This is a genomic window from Peribacillus sp. NPDC055009, assembly GCF_053608705.1.
Window position 1 is genome coordinate 1 of the sequence record NZ_JBSGVZ010000035.1, and the last position, 20,536, is coordinate 20,536.

The 20,536-nt window shown below is 38.6% G+C and carries 18 protein-coding genes and 4 pseudogenes; 5 read left to right on the forward strand and 17 right to left on the reverse strand.

What is annotated here, in order from left to right:
• Nucleotides 1-2,007: 2,007 nt before the first annotated feature.
• The 8 genes and pseudogenes from ACWF5P_RS26530 to ACWF5P_RS26565 all read right to left on the reverse strand — a co-directional run.
• A pseudogene (locus ACWF5P_RS26530) lies at nt 2,008-2,225 on the reverse strand (hypothetical protein); the annotation flags it as partial.
• Nucleotides 2,219-2,544: pseudogene (locus ACWF5P_RS26535) on the reverse strand (VOC family protein); the annotation flags it as partial. The pseudogenes ACWF5P_RS26535 and ACWF5P_RS26530, both read right to left, overlap by 7 nt.
• A gap of 216 nt (nt 2,545-2,760) precedes the next feature.
• Entirely contained in the window at nt 2,761-3,858 is a 1,098-nt protein-coding gene (locus ACWF5P_RS26540) for an L-dopachrome tautomerase-related protein (RefSeq protein WP_452445509.1), read from the reverse strand.
• Between the two features lie 410 nt (nt 3,859-4,268).
• Nucleotides 4,269-4,652 carry a VOC family protein gene (locus ACWF5P_RS26545; protein WP_370014931.1) on the reverse strand — a complete coding sequence of 128 codons (384 nt, stop codon included), beginning with the start codon at nt 4,650-4,652 and terminating at the stop codon, nt 4,269-4,271.
• Nucleotides 4,653-4,857: 205 nt separating this feature from the next.
• Nucleotides 4,858-5,903: pseudogene (locus ACWF5P_RS26550) on the reverse strand (LLM class flavin-dependent oxidoreductase).
• A 31-nt stretch (nt 5,904-5,934) separates the two neighbouring features.
• A complete protein-coding gene (locus ACWF5P_RS26555; protein ID WP_452445510.1) occupies nt 5,935-6,900 on the reverse strand; it encodes a TIGR03571 family LLM class oxidoreductase in 966 nt (321 codons plus the stop codon).
• A 20-nt stretch (nt 6,901-6,920) separates the two neighbouring features.
• Nucleotides 6,921-7,244, reverse strand: a complete 324-nt coding sequence (locus ACWF5P_RS26560) for an ArsR/SmtB family transcription factor (RefSeq protein WP_048678279.1) — start codon at nt 7,242-7,244, stop codon at nt 6,921-6,923.
• A gap of 1,624 nt (nt 7,245-8,868) precedes the next feature.
• Nucleotides 8,869-9,234: a winged helix-turn-helix transcriptional regulator gene (locus ACWF5P_RS26565; RefSeq protein WP_095394856.1), complete on the reverse strand. Its 366-nt coding sequence runs from the start codon at nt 9,232-9,234 to the stop codon at nt 8,869-8,871.
• 208 nt (nt 9,235-9,442) lie between these two features.
• On the opposite strand from ACWF5P_RS26565, the gene hxlA reads away from it, so the two are divergent.
• The 3 genes from hxlA to ACWF5P_RS26580 all read left to right on the forward strand — a co-directional run bounded on the left by hxlA (nt 9,443) and on the right by ACWF5P_RS26580 (nt 11,495).
• Complete coding sequence (gene hxlA / locus ACWF5P_RS26570; protein ID WP_098371994.1) at nt 9,443-10,075, forward strand: 3-hexulose-6-phosphate synthase; 633 nt, start codon at nt 9,443-9,445, stop codon at nt 10,073-10,075.
• An 8-nt stretch (nt 10,076-10,083) separates the two neighbouring features.
• Complete coding sequence (hxlB, locus tag ACWF5P_RS26575; RefSeq protein WP_230162645.1) at nt 10,084-10,641, forward strand: 6-phospho-3-hexuloisomerase; 558 nt, start codon at nt 10,084-10,086, stop codon at nt 10,639-10,641.
• Between the two features lie 137 nt (nt 10,642-10,778).
• Nucleotides 10,779-11,495 (forward strand): 3-ketoacyl-ACP reductase, encoded by a 717-nt coding sequence (locus tag ACWF5P_RS26580; RefSeq protein WP_452445511.1) that lies wholly within the window; start codon nt 10,779-10,781, stop codon nt 11,493-11,495.
• Between the two features lie 169 nt (nt 11,496-11,664).
• Here ACWF5P_RS26580 and ACWF5P_RS26585 read toward each other — a convergent pair whose 3' ends face one another.
• From ACWF5P_RS26585 to fdhF, 8 genes and pseudogenes are all read right to left on the reverse strand, one after another.
• On the reverse strand, nt 11,665-11,751 hold the full coding sequence (locus ACWF5P_RS26585) for an IS3 family transposase (protein WP_098175226.1): 87 nt from the start codon (nt 11,749-11,751) through the stop codon (nt 11,665-11,667).
• Nucleotides 11,752-11,888: 137 nt separating this feature from the next.
• A complete protein-coding gene (locus ACWF5P_RS26590) occupies nt 11,889-12,185 on the reverse strand; it encodes a DDE-type integrase/transposase/recombinase (protein WP_452445519.1) in 297 nt (98 codons plus the stop codon).
• A pseudogene (locus tag ACWF5P_RS26595) lies at nt 12,125-12,289 on the reverse strand (hypothetical protein); the annotation flags it as partial. The pseudogene ACWF5P_RS26595 and the gene ACWF5P_RS26590, both read right to left, overlap by 61 nt.
• 698 nt (nt 12,290-12,987) lie before the next feature.
• Nucleotides 12,988-13,134 carry a hypothetical protein gene (locus ACWF5P_RS26600; protein WP_452445512.1) on the reverse strand — a complete coding sequence of 49 codons (147 nt, stop codon included), beginning with the start codon at nt 13,132-13,134 and terminating at the stop codon, nt 12,988-12,990.
• Between the two features lie 503 nt (nt 13,135-13,637).
• Nucleotides 13,638-13,769 carry a hypothetical protein gene (locus ACWF5P_RS26605; RefSeq protein ID WP_452445513.1) on the reverse strand — a complete coding sequence of 44 codons (132 nt, stop codon included), beginning with the start codon at nt 13,767-13,769 and terminating at the stop codon, nt 13,638-13,640.
• Nucleotides 13,770-13,782: 13 nt separating this feature from the next.
• Nucleotides 13,783-14,016 (reverse strand): heavy-metal-associated domain-containing protein, encoded by a 234-nt coding sequence (locus tag ACWF5P_RS26610; protein WP_452445514.1) that lies wholly within the window; start codon nt 14,014-14,016, stop codon nt 13,783-13,785.
• A complete protein-coding gene (locus ACWF5P_RS26615; RefSeq protein WP_452445515.1) occupies nt 14,016-14,534 on the reverse strand; it encodes a DUF1641 domain-containing protein in 519 nt (172 codons plus the stop codon). Before ACWF5P_RS26615 ends, ACWF5P_RS26610 begins: the two co-directional genes overlap by 1 nt.
• The gene (gene fdhF / locus ACWF5P_RS26620; RefSeq protein ID WP_452445516.1) at nt 14,509-17,490 is read right to left on the reverse strand and encodes a formate dehydrogenase subunit alpha; all 2,982 of its coding nucleotides are present in this window, start codon (nt 17,488-17,490) and stop codon (nt 14,509-14,511) included. The genes ACWF5P_RS26615 and fdhF overlap by 26 nt, the downstream gene beginning before the upstream one ends.
• Nucleotides 17,491-17,753: 263 nt before the next feature.
• On the opposite strand from fdhF, the gene ACWF5P_RS26625 reads away from it, so the two are divergent.
• Together ACWF5P_RS26625 and moaA are read left to right on the forward strand one after the other, a co-directional pair.
• Complete coding sequence (locus ACWF5P_RS26625; protein WP_048683094.1) at nt 17,754-17,972, forward strand: hypothetical protein; 219 nt, start codon at nt 17,754-17,756, stop codon at nt 17,970-17,972.
• A gap of 806 nt (nt 17,973-18,778) precedes the next feature.
• Nucleotides 18,779-19,792 (forward strand): GTP 3',8-cyclase MoaA, encoded by a 1,014-nt coding sequence (moaA, locus tag ACWF5P_RS26630; RefSeq protein WP_452445517.1) that lies wholly within the window; start codon nt 18,779-18,781, stop codon nt 19,790-19,792.
• 286 nt (nt 19,793-20,078) lie between these two features.
• Here the strand turns inward: moaA and ACWF5P_RS26635 are convergent.
• Nucleotides 20,079-20,536: ATP-binding protein (locus tag ACWF5P_RS26635; protein WP_452445518.1), on the reverse strand; the 458-nt coding region annotated here is incomplete at its 5' end.

Below are 20,536 nucleotides of genomic sequence, written 5' to 3' on the forward strand. Positions count from 1 at the left end.
ATATAGTATTTATTATTAAAAAAATTACTAAGGAGTTAAAATAAACTTACTCAATTACAAAGATACTTTACCTTAAATAAGTATCTTAGAAAATTTGACAATTTTGTGACAAAAAGTAGAAAGCCCATACTTCCACCATAAAACATCAGTGTAGTGTAAATAGTAAATAATAAAGTACACAAGAAGACTCCCTTTAAATTGTGGATACGCTATGTCGTCACAAAAACCGGAACACCAAACTGAAGAAGTTATTCTGGTTTTTTCATTGAGCAACATCTAGTTCATTCAGATTTAAAATCAATATTACCGTTTAAAAATACCTCACCTTTTTAACCCTGAAATTAATATTCCACATTATATTTTTTCACAAGTTTTATAGTAGGAAGGATAAAAAAAGACTGCCGGAGCAGTTCTTTCGTTTCTTAATGATAATTAAATTTACTCTAGAAAAATATATTTTATATCTCATGTCTGATTTTTGAAATTCCAAATTCTTTCGCAATACCTGCAAGGTATTTACTTCTGCTTAAGATTTTTTAAAATCCACCTCTTTTTCTTACATAGTTCTTTTGTTAATAGAATATTAGACTGACCTCTCCTTAGTTTTTTCTTCAAATGGGATTATTTGAGGACCTAATATTCAATTCACTTCCGTTCCAATACGATTAACAAATAGTTGTTGCACAGAGGCTCTTGTTCCGGCAAGTGGGTATACAATAAAATAGAAATCGGCTCTGATGAAGTGCCGATTTTCCCTAACGGTCGCAAAATGTACAACTGGGGCAAGTGCTCCGGTCGTGATCGGTCCAAATGGCCCTGTCCAGCCAATATTGGCAAACTAGAGTTATTAAATCTCTATATCAACCACTATACTATCAATTCTTCCTTCTTCCTCCTTCCCGAATAAAAGCAGCGACTGCTTGATAATGTGAAAAAAATGTGAGAGAGTACGTTCGGTCGTAGCCCAGGAGTTCGAGTTCACGACCAACAACAGAGGATCCACGACCCCTCCGGTAGATGTGTAGCATGAAGAGGATCTCCCTTATTAGAATTTAATCTTGAAACAGGTGGTCAACGAGTTGTAATAGCTGAACTTCGTAGAATTCGAAATGTGCTTATTGATAATTACTTTCATTATTTCATTAGCAATACACATACGAAACTTTTTAGGAGGAAAAGATTTTGAAAAAATGTTTTTTCAAATGTGGCTTGCCCCTACGGTGTAAGACAAAAACGTCTCGCACTACAGGTAAAAAGCAGCTGAGAAATTGTGCAAAGGGCCCGAATCTTTGAATCAGTCTTTCCGAAATACCGATGTACTTAATGCCATAACATGTTATCAATGATAACTAATAAACTAAAACTAGCGGATGACAAAATCTAAACAATTTCTAAATAAAGAAAAATCATACCGTCCATAAAAACGTGATAATATCCCCTTAAGCAGAGTTGTGGTCAATTCGCTAGTGCTCCACACGTAATTGCCAATCAAATTCACGAAAGCTTTGGTGGCGATATTTTTGAAATTGAGACCCTAGAGCCATATCTTAGCGATTACGACGCAATTGTGGAACAAGCAAGGCAGGTAATAGAATCTGCAAGCAAACCCCAGTTGAAAACAGAAATTGGGAATATCATGAAGAGGAGCTGCCTTATTAGAATTTAATTTTGAGGGAAAATAACGGAGGACGTGAGTTAGGTAATCATTTGGAAGCTAACGGTACAAACAGCACCAGACAGGAACAGCAGTCTACTACCCCAGTTGAAAGTGAATTTGGCTGGACTAAAATAAAGGACGAAGTGGTAATACCAATAGTTCAAAAAAATATTCTTGTGACTTATTTCCCCCCTTCCTGCAACGCACGTGTAATTGCCGTAAACTTACCCGATATGACGTACATATTTGTTAATTATATGAGGACAGACTTTTTTAAACGAACACTATTCAAAAAAGGTAAGAGCAAATTTGTGCTGTTACCTTTCTTCATTTTATTATTCACTGTTATTCTACCTTGCCTTCTGCATATCCATGTTCGCTTCGACATTCTCCTGGCTGATGGTGGTAAACCGTAAATTTCGCTTTCCTGAGAAATTCTCAAGCAGGTCTTTGACATCAATTCCCAAGGATGCCTTTAATGACTCCTGCAATGATGCCATTAAATCCGTACATATCCAGTCACTTTCTTAGCCCCGCCATTGTCGATATTACTAAGCGGGCTTGCCACGCTATTCCAGGCAGTGCATATTTGGGCAATGCGACCTTGCGTACATTCTCAAGAATTTTGGCTTCCGCTTCGTAATAATTATCGACACCCATTGTACAGGCATACCCATTAAGAGCTTGGCCTGCTTCCGGAGGACTTTGATGGTGCATCAAAGCACCATTATCCCAGGTACATTCTCATCGCCAGTCACCGCTCCCAAGTAAGGCATTCCTGCGAAATCACTCCAATCTTGAAATGACCATCCAAATACCTCACCATAAAATTTCTTTGCCCGTTCCATGTCATCCACATGAATTTCGAGGTGAACTAATCTTCCCATGATTACCTCCTAGTTTTGTTCAAAATTTTTCCTCTTACCGTAATTTGATACTTATGTAGCTTCATGACTATGGTGCTTTATTTATATTTTAAAGTCTAAGATGAAGCAGGCTTTTCAATTTGAGTTAAGTCACCTCTTTATTATAGGACAGTTGCAGGAATATCTGACAAAAAAGGCAGCTCCCTGATGGGGGATAGCTACCTTCGTTTACGATTACTATGAAAAGGTAGGAGCAGGGAATTCATCAATTCTCATACGAAGTAAACTATATGGTTTTTCCCGGAGGTCTCTTCCATAATGAAATCTCGCCTGCCGATGTAATTGATTCACAATGAAATATAGGTATTGATCGGGGCCAATCGAAAAAGTATCCGGCCATAAAATTCTCGGGTCATGTGCGATTGTTTCCATTGCGCCATTCGGCAATATCTTCCGGATACTATTGTTTTCATAGTCTCCCGCATAAACGACTCCTTTTGCGCCGGTGATCATTCCATCAGACGCACCTTTTTCCCCCCAATACTGCACATATTGGGATAAATTCAGGTCCTGTATCCTTCTGTCTCTTAGGGCTTCTGTTGAGATCGAGAACAGCTGACGGCTGGTTAGCGGAGCATAAAATAAAACCTTTCCATCAGGAGAAATCGCTAAACTATCGGAAGCCAATCTAAATGGGAAAGTCGAGCCGTCCAAGTTTCGATTCATCAAAATTTCACCTTCTACTTTCGGTAAAAAATAGGGATCAGGTGAAGTTGATATTGCCCCATTTAACCGTCTAAACGCGTTCCCATTTTCTAAATCTACGACGATAATAGCCCCTGGCCCTCTGGAAGAAGAATCCGTTATATATGCATAGCCTGCTCTTCCAACCCGAAAATCCAAACGGACATCATTCAGATATGTTGTTGGCAAGACAACATCTTCTGTAAAGGTATATACTCTCCTTATTGTATTCGTGCTTAAATCAACAGCAACTAATTTTGCTCCCCCTTGAATAGGTTCAGAAAAATTTGGTGCCCCTGTATCTAGTACCCAAAGTGTTCCTCTTCCATCAGCAACGATACTTTGGACACTGACGAAAGACATCGTAATATTCCCAGTATTAACTAAATTGGTTTCTACACTGGGATAAGGCTGCAATTCACCCTGAACAATTTCCGCCACAGTAAATTGAACGTCGTCTCCCCATTTCGGAAAGCATACAAAAATACGACCGGTTTCGGAAACGCTGACACCTGTAGGCATAGCCCCATAAAAAGCATGCACCAGTTCAAACTGCCCAAAATATTTTTCCATTGGTAACATAGGTTGCATGGTATCCTCCTCATCAAATCCGAACGGATATCACCTATATATGATGAAAATTTTTTGTAGTGCCTGGTTCTTGATAAATTTTTCTATCGTGATGGATGCTGTGGGTTTATTAGTCCAGGAGAAACATGGGTGTTTCGATAAAGTGATTCAAACTTCCACTGGCTCTTCAAAGACAGGGAATGAGAGCATCTGAATTTACGTTTGCAGTCATTTTTAGAACTAACATAAAAACTATTATGATTTGCTCCCGTCCAGTAGCCTGGTTAGAAAAATAAATCTGTCTCCCGCCATAAGAAAAGGCAGCTTCAGCAACCTGCCTTATTGTAGAGTTGTCAAAAATATGAAGTTAAAATGAAGTGCGAAAAAAACTTAAGTAAAGGGAGTAGTGAGCCGGCTACTCCCTAAGAACATTAACCATTACAAATCATAAGTACATTACCATCTGGGTCTTGAAAGTTAAAATAAGCAAAATTTCCAATACGCTCTATTTCTTTAACAATGGCTATGTTATTACTCTTGATAAATTGGTAAGCTTCGTCTATATCTTTTGCGTAGAAATTAAATAAGACATTATTGGATGGTTTAAATATAAAATTAGGATCAAACGTATGGTCATCTAAAGTTAATCCAGTTTCACTTGTTACAGGAATATTGTAAACAGGTGATTCTACAGAGTCATTATTTCGCGAGATGCCAAGGAGATTGCAATACCATTCAACTGATTTCTTTAAATCTTTAACATGGATAAAAACATTGTTTATTTTTCTATTAATAGGAGAACTGGCTATTTCCATTGTTTCCCACCTTCCATTGGACCTTACCTAAAGAAATTCAACAAGTTTCAAAAAATTCCTTTAGAAGTTAATCATAGTTCGAAAACACTGTGCTTGTAGAACTATCCAGCCCCGTTAGTTCATTAAGGGTACCTCCACATTCCCATCAAGCTAAGATATATTTGTATCCCCATAACGAAAAAATTCTATTTTCTATTGATTGATTTTACAGAAAAAGTAGCTCTTTTTTCGTTTTGGAGTGTTTAATATTTTTTATCTTGATGGCGATGCGGTGCAAAATTTCATAAGAGCGCAGCCGTGCCTTACGATCAAAAATCTCTGTATGATCCATAATTTCATCAGCGTTTTCTATTAACTCATGGAGCTGCTGCTTCACACCTGCAGGGTCCCCGATGATGGAAGTGAAAAGCTGTTCTTCAACCGCCCTCCGTTCATTATCGTTCCAAAGCTTGACCATATTATCAACAGGTGGCAAAATGGGCGAAGGCTGTCCGCGGGTTAACAAAAGAAATTTTTGATACATCGAAGTGGCAAGCCTTTGTGCCTCCTGTTTCTCATCAGCAGCCACCACTTGAACGGCTAACAGTACATAAGGCTCCTCCAAAAATTGAGACGGACGAAAATAATCCCGGTACAGTTTTATGGCCTCCATCATGTTACCTGGAGCAAAATGTCCCGCGAAAGAGAATGGTAACCCAAGCATTCCAGACCATTGTGCACTATAAAACCCTGAACCTAACAGCCAAATTGGCACATTTTTTTTTCGCCGGGAATGGCGTGAATGCTAAATGAACCATTCTTAGTGGCTGTTCCTGTACCATAAAGATATGCGATAAGCTCCTCAAGCCGGGCATCAAATTCAGGTTCACCAGCAACCCTATGCCGCAATACATTTGCTGAATATTGGTCGGTGCCAGGTGCCCGCCCCAATCCAAGGTCGATTCGGCCAGGGAAGAAGGTTTCTAATGTTCCCAATTGCTCAGCCACGGAAAGAGGAGAATAATGGGAATGCAGCATTGCACCTGATCCTATACGCATTTTTTCCGTGACAGAGACTACTCGTCCAATTACGATCGGGGAGGCTGAACTCGCCATTCCTGCCCAATTATGATGTTCAGCAAGCCAAACCGTTTATATCCCCACTGCTCTGTTTTCTTTGCTAGATCAAGCGTGTTTGAAGGGAAAGTCGGCTGATCCTCCCTCGACAATTGGGGAGGGATCTAGCACTGAAAGTTCTATTTTCTTTGTCATAATTCTTCCTCCTTTTATACAATTAAATTTTTTAAAGCTGGCCTGTACCTCTATGGGTTGGAAAGTAGGGTAAAACAAATTCTCCAAGTTCCTGGATTACTTCCTCTGGAGGGCGCTTGGAAAAATACAGAACAAACGCCAAATGGTTGACACCAATCGCTTGAAATTGATGAAGTAGATCAACTAAACGGTTTCTTCCTACGGAATAGCCTAAGGGTATGGGGACAGGCATTTCATCGGGATTTTCCAATAAATTGATAAACAAGCTTTGAGAGAAGGGTTTAAAATCTCCTGGAGCATGAACTTCAGTTAAAGCACGATAATCCTGGATAAGCTGCGCCTGTTGAATAATGCTTCTTGGGTATTGAAGCCACCCATCCCCATTCCTGGCTATCCAATTGATAGACTGATTGCTAAATCCAGTCAACATGGTCGGAATCGAAGATACAGGCTTTGGGATTAACCTCATATCTGTACCATCGATAAGTCCGGCGTGGCTGTGGATTGTCGGCTGATCCTCTTTTAACAGCCGGTCGAGAATTTCGAAATTTTCTTTAAATAATGGACCGCTTTCTTGCTTAGATATCCCTAAAGCTGTAAAGTCTTTTTCCCTGTCCCCTGATGCCACTCCCATAATCAATCGACCTGGAAACAATTGATCAATTGATGCAGCTTCCTTGGCTACCCTGACGGGGTGGCGCAAAGGTAGAACTACACTTCCTGTCACTAACGCAATGTGCTTCGTATAGGCAGCAAGATACGTCAAATAAATCCATAAATCGAACTTTTGGCCGTTTTCATCAATATTCAAATCCTGCATTGTAATATCACGGAGCCATAATGAAGCAAAGCCATATTCCTCAATTTTACGGGCAAGCTCCAGCTGATTCTCCATAATCGGATTTTTAGACATCCTGGCAGTCGGGAGGATAAATCCGAGTGTCATTTTGTCTTTCTGGTACATGCTGTTATAGGCACGATGATTTTGAAAACTCACTCTTGGTCCTCCTTAAAAGGTTATATTTTTAAGCCTATATACTTTTCAAACTGTTTAATGGTTTCCTCATTCCGTCGATAATAAGTCCATTGTCCGATTCGTTTCATTTCCACCAGACCGCTTTGCAATAGGATAGATAAATACTGGGAGGTAGTGGACTGTGATAGTCCTACTTTGCTGCGAATATCACTAACACAAACCCCGCCATCAAAGCCTTTTTCTTTGATGACATGGGCCTGCGGGGAAAAGTTATTATCAGGTTCTTTCAACATTTGCAGAATATTAACTCTTATTTGATTTGACAAAGCCTTGAAAATTTCAACTGCCTGTTCGTCATTTATCATATTTGATTCCCGATTCAACGGTGCCCGCCCCTTTCTGATCTTATTAAAATCTATTTTGCTTGGAATGCGTATAAACTAATCGAACAAAAGGAAATCTATAATTTGCGATATCTCTATATTATTTTCTTTTATACCCAAAATCAAATTTTATGCTTTAGACAGGGCTAGCAAACGGCTTTAAAGGAACTACACAAATTAGCTTAGAGAACAGGTGGCAAAGAGATGAGGATTATTTTGCCCATCTTTTAAATGGTTTGGGTTAGTATATAGCTTTGAAAATCAAGACTTTAAAAGGATAGGTGAAGAAACTTCTGATGAAAATGATGTTATAGATGACGATACAATGTCTATGGATTCTGTTGCTTCGTTTGGGATCCTTGTAAACAACGTTTTGAAGCAGTCTTTATTGAGTCAAAGAGTAAACCCTCTCAGGATGATATTGTAAAATGGATTAACAAGTGTAGAAGTGCACAGGAATTTATAGAGGAAAGTGATGAGATTCCACATAAATTATGTGCTGGAACAGGGCAGGAAAAAAGTATTGGCTTTCTGTACAAAATTATCGTTCATTAGTGATATGAGTAATTTCGGGTTAAGCCGGAGTTCCCATCAGTTCCCATTAGGAGGACGTTACCATCCTAATCGAATTATTTTAGGGTTTGGGCATCAAAAAATGAAGAAATAAAAGAAGGTGTAACTAGATTATATCAAGCAATATAAAACGGTAAATCCAAAAGTAACAGCCGAACTTCCTTAGAGTAGGAAAATCGGCTTTTTTGATTTCGAATTTTGCTTAGCGTATGTTTTCCGCGTTTTGCTACCGGAACCCCTATATGCATTATCCTACTTTTGAATGTAAGACTAGTTTAATTCTCCCAGCTTGTAGGGTAAAGATGACAGCCCTTAATTGAGCATGGCCACATTTTGGACATTTTTCATTAATCTGTAGTGATTGTTAAGCATCTTTCACAAACCCTTCGTTGATTTGTTTTGAACATTTCCATGGGTACCTCCTTTCTTTATAAGTTTGTTAACGCAACAGCATACAAAATTAATCACTTCATGTAACAGTACCTTTTGTTCCAAGCCCTTTTATTAAGATTCATCTATTTTCATTTCATTATAGAAGTTAATTATGGAGATACTGATTTATTTAAAGATCTATCACCATTGACAGACTTTTGATGTTCTCATGAGTTTTTTTCATGCTTGTTATAGCCTTCCCTTAACTTACAATTCTTTGTGCTAAATTAGTATATTACGTATATTTTTTGTGTAAGTACGCACTTTATAATTAAATAGTATCAATAAAATTACATAGTGTAATAAAGTATACTAATTACTGGATATTCGTATAATATTCCCAAAAACTAAAAGGTTTTCTCCTCTGAGTAGACACTCCTTCATTAAGCTAACCGTACACCACCATGGCTAGAGAATTGCACCAATGCCGGGTGCATGTGAAAAAGCCAAGGTCAGCGACTATACAAAAATCGCTAACCTTGGCTTTTAATAACTGATTATAAAATGTTGTGCATTTCTCTACCTTAATTTGATACGTGACCATATCAAGGTAAAGAAAAAGGAGAAAACATCTTAGAATATGGAAGAAGGGATAGTTTTTCTACTTGATATCCTCTTTTCTTTTTACTTGGTCCCCAACATTATTCTCCATATAATTTTTACCCCAATTATACATCGAATCAAGAATCGGCATCAGGCTTTCTCCTTGTTCTGTCAGAGAGTATTCCACTTTGGGAGGTACAATTGGATAGACTTCGCGATGAACAATAAGATCTTCTTCCAGCTCTCGAAGCTGGTTAACGAGCATTCTTTGAGTGATGCCCGGCATAAGAGCCTTCAGTTCACCAAAACGCTTGGTCCCCTGCTTGCCTAGGTGCCATAAAACAAGCATCTTCCATTTCCCCCCAATAACAGAAAGGGTCAATTCCTTCTCACAATTGAATGTTTTATTCTGTAGCCTTGTCATTCAAACCACCTCCAAATATAAATCCTAAATCACATAGTATACTTTTTAACACTATGTAAAATTAAAGTGCGTACTTACAAAAATATTATACTTAGTATACGATACATTGTACAGTCGATATGAATTTCTTGCTGTGCAATGATTGAGTGCCAGAGGGACATACTTACTGTGCAACAAACTAAAACATACTATTAGGAGTGAAGGATAAATGGAATTACAATTGGCACTGGATTTAGTAAACATTCAAGAAGGTATTGAATTGGTTAAACAAGTGGAGGAATATGTTGATATCGTAGAAATCGGTACACCTGTGGTTATTAATGAAGGGCTTAGGGCTGTTAAAGAAATGAAAGAAGCTTTCCCTTCTTTGAAAGTATTAGCCGACCTAAAAATTATGGATGCAGCCGGTTATGAAGTGATGAAAGCATCTGAAGCTGGCGCTGATATCATCACGATTCTTGGTGCAGCTGAAGATATGTCCATCAAAGGGGCTGTTGAAGAAGCTAGAAAACAAGGCAAAAAAATCCTTGTTGATATGATCGCTGTGAAAGATCTTGAAACTCGTGCTAAAGAAGTGGATGCATTTGGCGTCGACTACATCTGTGTGCACACTGGCTACGACCTTCAAGCTGTTGGAAAAAATTCTTTTGAGGACCTTCAAACCATTAAACGTGTTGTAAAAAATGCAAAAACTGCTGTAGCAGGCGGCATAAAATTAGATACACTTCCGGAAGTCATTAAAGCACAACCTGACCTTGTCATTGTTGGTGGAGGTATCACTGGACAAGCTGATATTAAAGGGACAGCTGCCCAAATACAAAAATTAGTAAAACAAGGCTAATATCCATCATGCAGACTTCTCAATATTTAGCTGAAATCATAAAAGAGCTAAATCGTTCAGTAGACTTAATAGCTAACGAAGAAGCTGAAAAACTGGTTAATGGGATTCTTGAATCAAAGAAAGTTTTTGTAGCCGGTGCAGGCAGATCAGGATTCATGGCCAAATCCTTCGCCATGCGGATGATGCATATGGGAATTGATTCTTATGTAATCGGTGAAACTGTAACTCCCAACTTTGAAAAAGAGGATATCTTAATCATCGGATCCGGATCCGGGGAAACGAAAAGCTTAGTCTCCATGGCTGAAAAAGCAAAAAGCATTGGTGGTAAAATTGCAACTGTCACGATATTCCCTGATTCCACTATTGGACAGTTAGCAGATATCACCATTAAATTGCCTGGATCCCCGAAAGACCAATCAGAGGGCGATTATAAAACCATCCAACCAATGGGCTCACTATTTGAGCAGACCCTTTTACTTTTTTATGATGCCGTCATCTTGAGATTCATGGAGAAAAAGGGATTAGATACCAATAATATGTATGGCAGACATGCCAATCTTGAATAAAACATAGTCCTAAGAATGTAATAACCAAAAGACCGCAGACATACTAAAGAAACTTTGCGGTCTTTTGGTTAGTCTTTAAAACATTATTTTGTTATTATTAACAATTATTCTAAAATTTTTTAAAAAGGAATGATAGCATGATTTCATTAAAAGGAAAAACTGCTTTAATTACTGGGGCAGGCAGAGGAATCGGGCGTGCTACTGCGATTGCTTTAGCAAAAGAAGGAGTTCATTTAGGATTGATTGGATTAACGATGTCAAATCTTGAAAAGGTAACCGCGGAACTAGAGCAATATGATGTGAACGTTTCAGCGGCAACAGCAGATGTAGCCGATCTTGAAGCAGTTCATCAAGCTGTTGAACACATCAAATCAGACCTAGGTTCTATTGATATTTTAATCAACAATGCAGGTATAGCTAAATTTGGCGGTTTTCTTGAATTAACTCCTGAAGAATGGGAAAACATCATCCGAGTAAACTTGATGGGTGTATATAATGTAACAAGAGCCGTTTTACCTGATATGATTGAAAGAAAATCAGGAGATATTGTGAATATCTCCTCAACTGCGGGCCAAAAAGGAGCACCTGTTACAAGTGCTTACAGCGCTTCTAAATTTGCTGTTTTAGGACTAACGGAATCACTCATGCTAGAGGTAAGAAAGCATAATATCCGTGTAACGGCTTTAACACCAAGTACAGTTGCAACTGATTTGGCCATTGAAACCAATCTTATTAGTGGAAATCCTGAAAATGTTATGCAATCAGAGGATTTAGCAGAGCTGCTTGTAGCCGGGTTAAAGCTTCATCCAAGAGTCCTAGTAAAGACTTCAGGATTATGGTCAACTAATCCTTAATTTGAGAAGCGATCGTCTCTTCTTGTCTATATTGGTTAAGAAGTAGGCTTGTTGTAAAGTGTACCCTTTGTAAAGGAAATTTTTAAAAAAGGGATTAGGCAGCCTAAAGAAGATAATCTCTGTATTGTGGAGTGACCCCAGTCAAATAGACAGAAATAAAAAAGACCAATTAAGCAACCTGAGTTCTATATTGATATGGACTCAGGTTGTTTAATTTTTTCTGGAAGCGATGATGGTTATAGAATCGAATATACATTACTTACAGCACCTCGAACCTCTTCAGAGGTACCGAAGGAGTTCATATAGAAACACTCCTGTTTAAAGTGGCTGAAGAAATTCTCCATACAAGCTTTATCCCAGCAGTTTCCCTTTCTTGACATACTGGATTGCATTTTATATTTTTTCAAATAGGTTATTGTATTGGTGGGAAGTGTATTGGTACCCCTGGTCGCAATGCAGAAGAATTCCATTTACATTCCGTTTTTTCTTTGCTTTTTTTATTGTTACTATTACAAGTTTTAAGTCGTTTCTCCGGCTGACTTGATAAGAAATGATTTCATTGTTATAGAGGTCTTTTATGGCGGATAGGAAAAGTCTCTGTCTATTAAAAATCAAATATGTAATGTCAGTTACCCATTTCTCATTAGATCTGGATGCATGAAAATCCCTATTAAGAAGGTTTTTAGAAATGACATATGCTTCTTTCTTCCCGTAATAAGGTTTCCTTTTCCGAAAAGAGACTTTAACCCTAGCTCCCGCATAAGACGCTGGACACGCTTGTGGTTCAGGTTTAAACCGTAGGTTTAATCAGGCCATACATTTTCCTCTTCGATACCCATAGATTCCTTTGAGTTTATTGTAGCATCCTATAATTTTTTTCTTAATCTCTTATCATCCAGTTGCTTTTCAGAAGGGGATATTTTACGTTTTAACCATTTGTAGTATCCGCTTCTTGATACATGTGCAATTTCGCATAATAACTGAATAGGATAGCGTTCCTAGGACATTTCCCTAATTACCTCATACTTTTTCCTTGTCGTTACTGCCTTCATTCCCCCTTTTACATCTTTAAGAGCTTTTTTAGCATTTCGTTCTACGCCTCTAAACGTCTGATTTTTTCTTCTGGATCCTTCGGAGCTGTTCTTGGTCTGCCCTTACCAAGCCCCTTCGCGTCTTCTTAAGTATTGCCTTTTCCCCTAAATTCCAGAAATCTATTTTCATGGTAGTTCATTAAGAAATGATTCAATATTCAACTATATTTAGCCATTGACCATCAGGACCAATTGTTATGTGAGGGATATTATTTGATTCAAATATGTTGTAAATATCTAAGTTCTTCTCCATTTAATATATTAAATGTTGAGATACATCCGTCTCTGAAAACACTAAAAAATCCATTGTTGTAGACCGTAAGTAAAATTCGTATATATATATTGTTTTTTTCTATCCTTTACATACCCTAAAAACCCTATTGTTCTTGGAAAAATGCGTGTTAGAGTGAACCGGATTTTATTAATTCAGGAATAAAGGCATAGATATAACATTCCTGTTTGTAAATTGAATTTATTATTTTAACAAATTCCTGCTTTTCAATTTCTTCATCAAGTAATACTTCGCTTTTCTTTGGAAGACAATCCAACCTAACCCCCCCTAATTTTTTATGATTATAACATTAAATGAACTGTTTCCTAGTTAAACTAACCTCCCTCTATAAACATTGACGTATCAACGGTTTGCACCACTCGGTGTATTAGGGGAATTATTTTTTCATTCTACTAGCTGCCTTAAAGACAGCTCAGATCTTCAGCAAAAGCACCCGTTAGTGGAATACCAAAACTACCTAACATATTGAAGAATTAACTGATATAAGGCTATGCAAGGTCCTAAAATACACGCTTTCATTTTAGATGGATGGTTTCTTTTACTGCGAAACAAGTAAAAGAAACCTAATATAAAACCCAACGGAATCCATAGCTGAAAGACACCTTCTTTTGTACTGCGAGAAAAAATTGGAGCGCTGTAAGTGCTTATCAGAAAGTAAAAGAAAGTCGTAAATCGTTGTGTTTCTAATTGCTGGCTCCGCCTTGCAAGCTATAAAAAAAGGGAATTCCACAATCGGATTCCCTTTTCTCACGTCTTCTTTTAATTGTCAAAATAGTTGAAAGCTCTGTCATTCTGACAGTCTTCACAGACATGAAGAATTCTGGTTCTTTCTGATTCAGTTTCTTCTGTTTCCATTTCCTGCTCACTGCCGCATAATTCACAAATCCGCATAATCTTCCTCCTCTTAATGAGGTGAATTTTGATTTTCCGTTTTTATATCGTAGCCTAAGTCTCTGATGGCCTGTTGAAAATCCTGGAATGAAGCGGCATTTTTGTCATAGCCAATTCTTGCTTCTCCACTTTCTTTATTTACATCAGCCCGGAGGATGCCCCATACACCGTTTAATGACCGAATGATTTCGTCGGAATCTTTTTCCGATAGCGGTCCATGAATCTTAATAACACCTTGTTCTTCCATCACCCTTGTCCTCCTTCTGGATGAAGTTCCTGTGAAGGATGCTGTGTAAATGATTCACCCATGCCATGCAGGAATTCAACCATGGTTGTCATCGCCGCTTTGATTTCTGGATCTCTCAAGCTTTTACCTAATTTCCATAAGCTGTGTTTTTCTTGGTTTTTGATGCTTTCGCCCATATGGTCAAGGCCTTTTGTAACACCGCCCAGCATAGATTGTAGCTGGTCAGGCTTTAAGGTGCCCATGAAATTGAAAAGGTAAATGGCATTTTTGATGGTGTTATGCATACCAGGCTGGTTAACTTGCTGCATGGCTATAACGCCGACGTCTGTACGATTTTCCAAAATGGCATGAAGCGCATCGAGAATCCCAATTTCCTGTAGATTCTTTAATATGGCGAGTGCAGAAAGAATCCCTTCTTTGTTATCAGCAAGAGCTTTTAATATTTCCCCGATTGACTGAGCTTGTTCTTCCATCGCATTTGGAACCTGTCTATTAATTTGCCTGATTGCTTTCGCCATATGCTTCCCCCCCATTTCCAAATAACTCTTCTATCGCTTGAAAATCGTCACGCTGCCACTTTTCCTCAACCCGAACGCTGACCTGCGGATTCCTGTTACCAAACCGGTGGTTATGCTTAGGCAATGGCGGTTCACCTGTTGCTTCTAAAATCTCCATTTTAACACCGATTTCCTTATATGCAGGAGTATGTGTAACTAGATCATGATAGCTACTTGTCAGGTAATTGACAGCTTCATCGTCCTCAAAGCTGTTCATCGTGAGATAAATTTCCTTGCCTTTAACCCGGTCCGTAACAAGCGCCCTTACTTTAACCTGTCCATATGGTGAACTTAATCTAACTAATGTACCGTCACTGAGATTTCGTTCCTCCGCCAATTCGTGCGATACCTCCAGCCATGTGCCAGGTACCTTATGGGTAAGTCCTTCTGTCCGGTACGTCATATTTCCTTCATGGAAGTGCTCAAGTAAACGTCCATTGTTTAAATGGAGATCATATTCTTCTCCTGCCATATATGGAGGAGTCCAGTCAACAGCGAACAGCCTTGCCTTTCCATCCGCAAAGGCAAATTTGTCTTCATATAATAGAGGTGTATCCGTTCCATCTTTGTGAACCGGCCAAACTTGGCTGTTAAAGCCTTCAAGACGGTCATAGCTCACACCTGAAAATAGGACAGCAAGACTGGCTGCTTCATCCATAATTTCACTTGGGTGCGAATAATTCCAGTTGGCACCCATCCGGTTCGCTACTTCCTGAAAGATCTGCCAGTCCGGTTTCGAATCGCCCAGCGGATCAAACACCTTATAGAACCTTTGAATGCGCCTTTCCGTATTTACAAATGTCCCATCTTTTTCAAGTGAAGGTGATGCCGGTAAAACAACATCGGCAAATTGCGCCGTTTTTGAGAAGAAAATATCCTGTACGACAAAGAAGTCTAATTTTTCAAATGCACTCTGAACATGGTTCGAGTTTGCATCCACAAGCCCCATTTCTTCTCCAAATAGATAAAGGGATTTTAATTTCCCTTTGTGGATTGCCTCTACCATGTGGTGGTTGTCCATTCCAGGATCTTTTGGAATTTCAACGCCCCATGCTTTTTCATACTTTTCTCTAACCTCGGCATTTCCGACTGGCTCATAACCAGGAAACCATGATGGCATTGTACCGAAATCACAGGCTCCCTGTACGTTATTGTGGCCTCTTAAGGGATAGGCACCTGTACCTGGACGGCCATAATTCCCCGTAATCAGCAATAAATTTGAAATGGCAGTGCTTGCGTCTGTTGCGCCGGAATGCTGGGTAATCCCCATAGCCCAAAGGATACAGACTGAATTAGCTTCATGAATCATTGTAGCTGCCTTGATTAATTCCTCCTGCGAAAGTCCGGTCATCTCTTCTGCGTAGCTAATGGTGAATTTATCCAGTGTTTTAATATATCCTTCTACGCCTGATACACGATTCGCCAGAAATTCTTTATCATGCCAACCTTGATCGATAATGTACTTCGTTACGGCAGAAATCCAGATTAAATCAGAACTTGGCTTAGGATGCAAGAGGAAATCCGCACGTTGTGCTAGCTCATGCTCTCTAATATCAGCTACTAATAATTTTTGTCCAAATAGCTTATGAGCCCGTTTTACACGTGTAGCGAGGACAGGATGAGATTCCGCTGGATTTGCACCAATTACAATAACCAAGTCTGTAGTTTCAATATCTTGGATAGTTCCAGAATCGCCCCCCAATCCCACTGTCCTTAAGAGTCCTGCAGTAGCCGGAGATTGGCAGTATCTAGAGCAGTTGTCGATATTGTTTGTTCCGATAACCGCACGTGCAAATTTTTGCGCCACGAAGTTTTCTTCATTGGAGCACTTGGAAGAAGCGATCACTCCGATGGATTCCGGGCCATACTCTTCTTTTATTTCCGTAAGCTTACTTGAAATCAGATCTAACGCTTCATCCCAGGTTGCTTCTTCAAACTCTCCGTTTTTACGAATCAAAGGCTTGGTTAAGCGCTGGTCACTGTTAACAAAATCCCAGCCCCATTTTCCTTTTACACAGGTTGAAATGCCGTTGACTGGAGCTTCATGGGTAGGCTGAATTTTTAAAATCTGCCTGTCCTTTGTCCATACTTCAAAGCTGCAGCCTACACCGCAGTATGTACAAACCGTCTTAGTCCTCTTAATCCGTGCTTTCCTCATGGCAGCTTCCACTTCTGATATCGCAAAAATTTCTTTATATCCAGGCTCCACTTCTTTAATTAAATCAACCATAGGCTCTAAAATTGGAGCCGGCAGCTTTGTTAAGAATCCTGCTTCTCCGAGCATGGATGTCTCCATTAAAGCATTACATGGACACACGTTCACACAGTGTCCACAGGATACACAAGAAGACTCATCAATTGGAACATCATTATCCCAGATAACCCTTGGTCTTTCTCTTCCCCAGTCAATAGTTAAGGTTTCATTGACCTGTAAATCCTGACAGGCCTCAACACACCGGCCGCACAAAATACACTGATCCGGTTCATACCTATAGAAAGGATGGGAATTATCCGGAGGGTAGGGTTTTTCTCTAAATTCATATTTCTGATGCTCAATCTCTAAGTATTCAGCAGTATTATGGACGGTACAATTGCCGTTATTATTATCACAAACAGTACAATACAGTTCATGATTTTCTAGGATTCGTGACATCGCTTCATACTGGGCATCCTTAACAGACTTTGACATTGTATCAACCGTCAAACCTGGAACAGCCTTTGTCGAGCAAGCACGGACCAATTCCCCACCCACCTGCACAAAACATGTATCACAGGTTTGGATTGTCCCCAGATCGGGATGATAACAAATACTTGGAATGTACAATTCATGACTTTGGGCGACTTGCAATATCGTTTGACCTGGCTGTGCTGTTAATTCCTTTTCGTTGATTCGGATGGAAAAAGAATGGTCAGACATATGATTCCTCCTATCTTGCTGCCGTTAAGCTGAATTATTTTATAAATTAAGCCATACACCAGCAAATTCTGTTGATTCATCCTAGTATTCCCAAAAAGGATATGAATAAAATAAAATATATTTTTACAGCCCTTAAAAATTATTCTAAAGCCTCTGTGTATTAATCCTTTCTTTTTTGGCAAGTTTATAGGAGATGATTTGTTGATAGCGAATCGAGTCTACATATATAAAGAAATTTAACTGAAGGCAGGCGAACCGAAGCTATGGAAAAAGAAATTCTTTTACAACTAGTTCAATCAATGATTATGTCCTCCTCAAAGAAACCAAAATACATGAGCATCTCTACGGTGAAAGTTGCAGACCTCCTAGAAACCTCCATCTCCCATATCGAAAAAGGATTGCAGGAACTTGTACAAGAAGGACGACTCCGACAATCAAAACTGGAACAGCCGCCGCACAACACCATTTACATGCTGCCATAATAGGGGACCGTCCCCACTTCCCGAATTATTTCCCAGGGTAAAGTTTTTTTCGCCCTTTTTAGACGGTAAAATTGCCCCATCTTGATGGAGTCCTTCTGATGTATCTTTAACAATAACCCGATTACCTTAAGCTAGTCCGTTAACTTTCCAGTGGTCTGTCAGAAAAGCACCTTCCTCGCAATACCCCACCAGACGGTAGACGAAGCCGATATAGTTCGCTTTATAGCAAAGCGGTGATTCTCTTTCCCTCATAATCCACTTTGAAAATTCCGTTGTTAACGCAAAAAAAGAGCACCCTCCCCTCAACGTTTGTCTTGCATTATTTCCTTAACCTAAAACAATCTACAAATTAAAGTTAATGAGGATTTCGAAAGGGTTAAGAATTAGCAAAGAGTTTGAAGAGTTTTTAAAAAATTTTAATGATATTCTTAATTATTTGATTAAAGATGAATATACATTAATAACCCTTTTGGAAGTAGAAAAAAATATTTATCTGAACGCCAAAAAGCTTTAGACGAGGTCCTAAAAAAGTTTAAGAAATAAGTGGGAATTTAAAAAGAATGTCGTATGACAGTTATTTGGAATATTTATTCAGAACAGAGATTCGATCAATATCTTCAGATACTATTTTTAAAATTTTTCGAGTCCACACGAAGCTACTATTCATTAAAGGATTTTTAGTCAAAAAAGTATGAAAGACTGAAAAAATAGGTGTGCCGGAAATACATATAGTGAATAAGCCATACTATGGTGCCACTTTTTATAATCTTGTTTTTTTTCTAATACTTGGGGCTGGGAGTGATTAAGTGAACCATCATATAAAAGATTCATTGGACAGACCACTAAGGGATTTAAGGATTTCCGTCATAGATCGGTGTAACTTTCGCTGTCAGTATTGCATGCCTGCTGAAATTTTTCATGATAATTTTCAATTTTTGCCTAAAAGTGAGCTCTTGTCATATATGGAAATCGTAAGGCTTTCTAAATTATTTGCAAGCTTGGGAGTTAAAAAGCTAAGGTTGACAGGCGGGGAACCTTTACTTCGGAAAGACCTTACAACTCTTATTTCAGAGCTCATCAAAATTGACGGTATAGAAGATATTGGGTTGACTACAAATGGTGTTTTTCTGAAAAAGCAAGCCAGGAATTTGAAATCAGCGGGATTAAAGAGGGTGAATATCAGTTTAGATAGCCTGGATGATGAACTTTTTAAACAGATGAACGGCAGGGGTGTCGGGATAAAGCCTGTTATAGAAGGTTTAGCTGCTGCCAAAGAAGCAGGCCTTGGAGTTAAAGTGAACATGGTAGTGAAAAAAGAAATCAATGAATCTCAAATTCTGCCGATGGCGCGGTTTTGTAAAGAAGAGGGCATTCAATTACGTTATATAGAATTCATGGACGTCGGACATACAAATGGCTGGCATATGAAGAATGTACTTACAAAAAAAGAGTTACTCGAAATCCTCCAAGCAAAATTCGATCTTGAACCAGTTGTAGAAGATTATTTTGGAGAAGTAGCAAAACGCTTCCGGTATAAGGGAACTACAACCGAAGTGGGGTTTATAACATCCATGTCTGAGTCATTTTGTTCCAGTTGCACTCGTGCTCGTCTTTCTGCTAACGGAAGTTTATATACTTGCCTGTTTAATGGAAAGGGGCATGACTTAAAGTCCTTGCTCCGTTCCAAGATGTCAGATGAAGAATTGACTTGCTTCATTATTTCACTTTGGAACCGGAGGGACGACCGCTATTCGGATGAGCGGTCAGCGGGAACAGTGAAAAAACAGGAAAAAATCGAAATGTCATTTATAGGTGGGTGACAAACACTATGTTCTCCGAAATCATAAAGGGATGGCAACGTTACCATCCCTAATTCAAAAATTAGAATATAGAGGGCTTATTTTAGCATGGATTTTTTACTTTTGTGTTTTCATACAAAAAAGCTGCCTTATAGACAGCTCCGATCTTAGATAACGCACCCGTTAATTTAGGTATAATCCTTCACAATCAAATTTTATTCAATTTCATAACAATCGGATAAACCATTGTGGGTTTATCTGTTGCGTTTGATGGCATTCGTCATCTTCCAGAATACCCCTTGCCAAACTAATTACATTGGTTTAATCTATTAGATTTCCTTCTATGGACAGTATTTATAGGTAACCTAACTTCTACCGTAGTACCATGATTTTTTTTACTTTTCACTGTTATTTTCCCATTATGTTCTCGAACAATTCTAAAACATAACATTAAACCTAAACCAGTACCTTTTTCTTTATTACTATAGAAGGGCTCACCTAATCGTTGAATTCGATCCTCACTTAACCCATTTCCATTATCGATTATTTTTATAAGAACATGTTTTCCTTCTATACTTCCTTGGATTTTCACAAATCCACTATTAGGAATTGCTTCAATGCTGTTCTTAATTATATTAATGAAAACTTGTTTTATTTGGTTTGTATCACACATAATCTGAGGAAGGTTTTGTTTATACTCTTGGAGAATTTCTACGTTTTTCAAATTTGCTTCTGATTTTAATAACTTCTCAACTTCAATAAGTA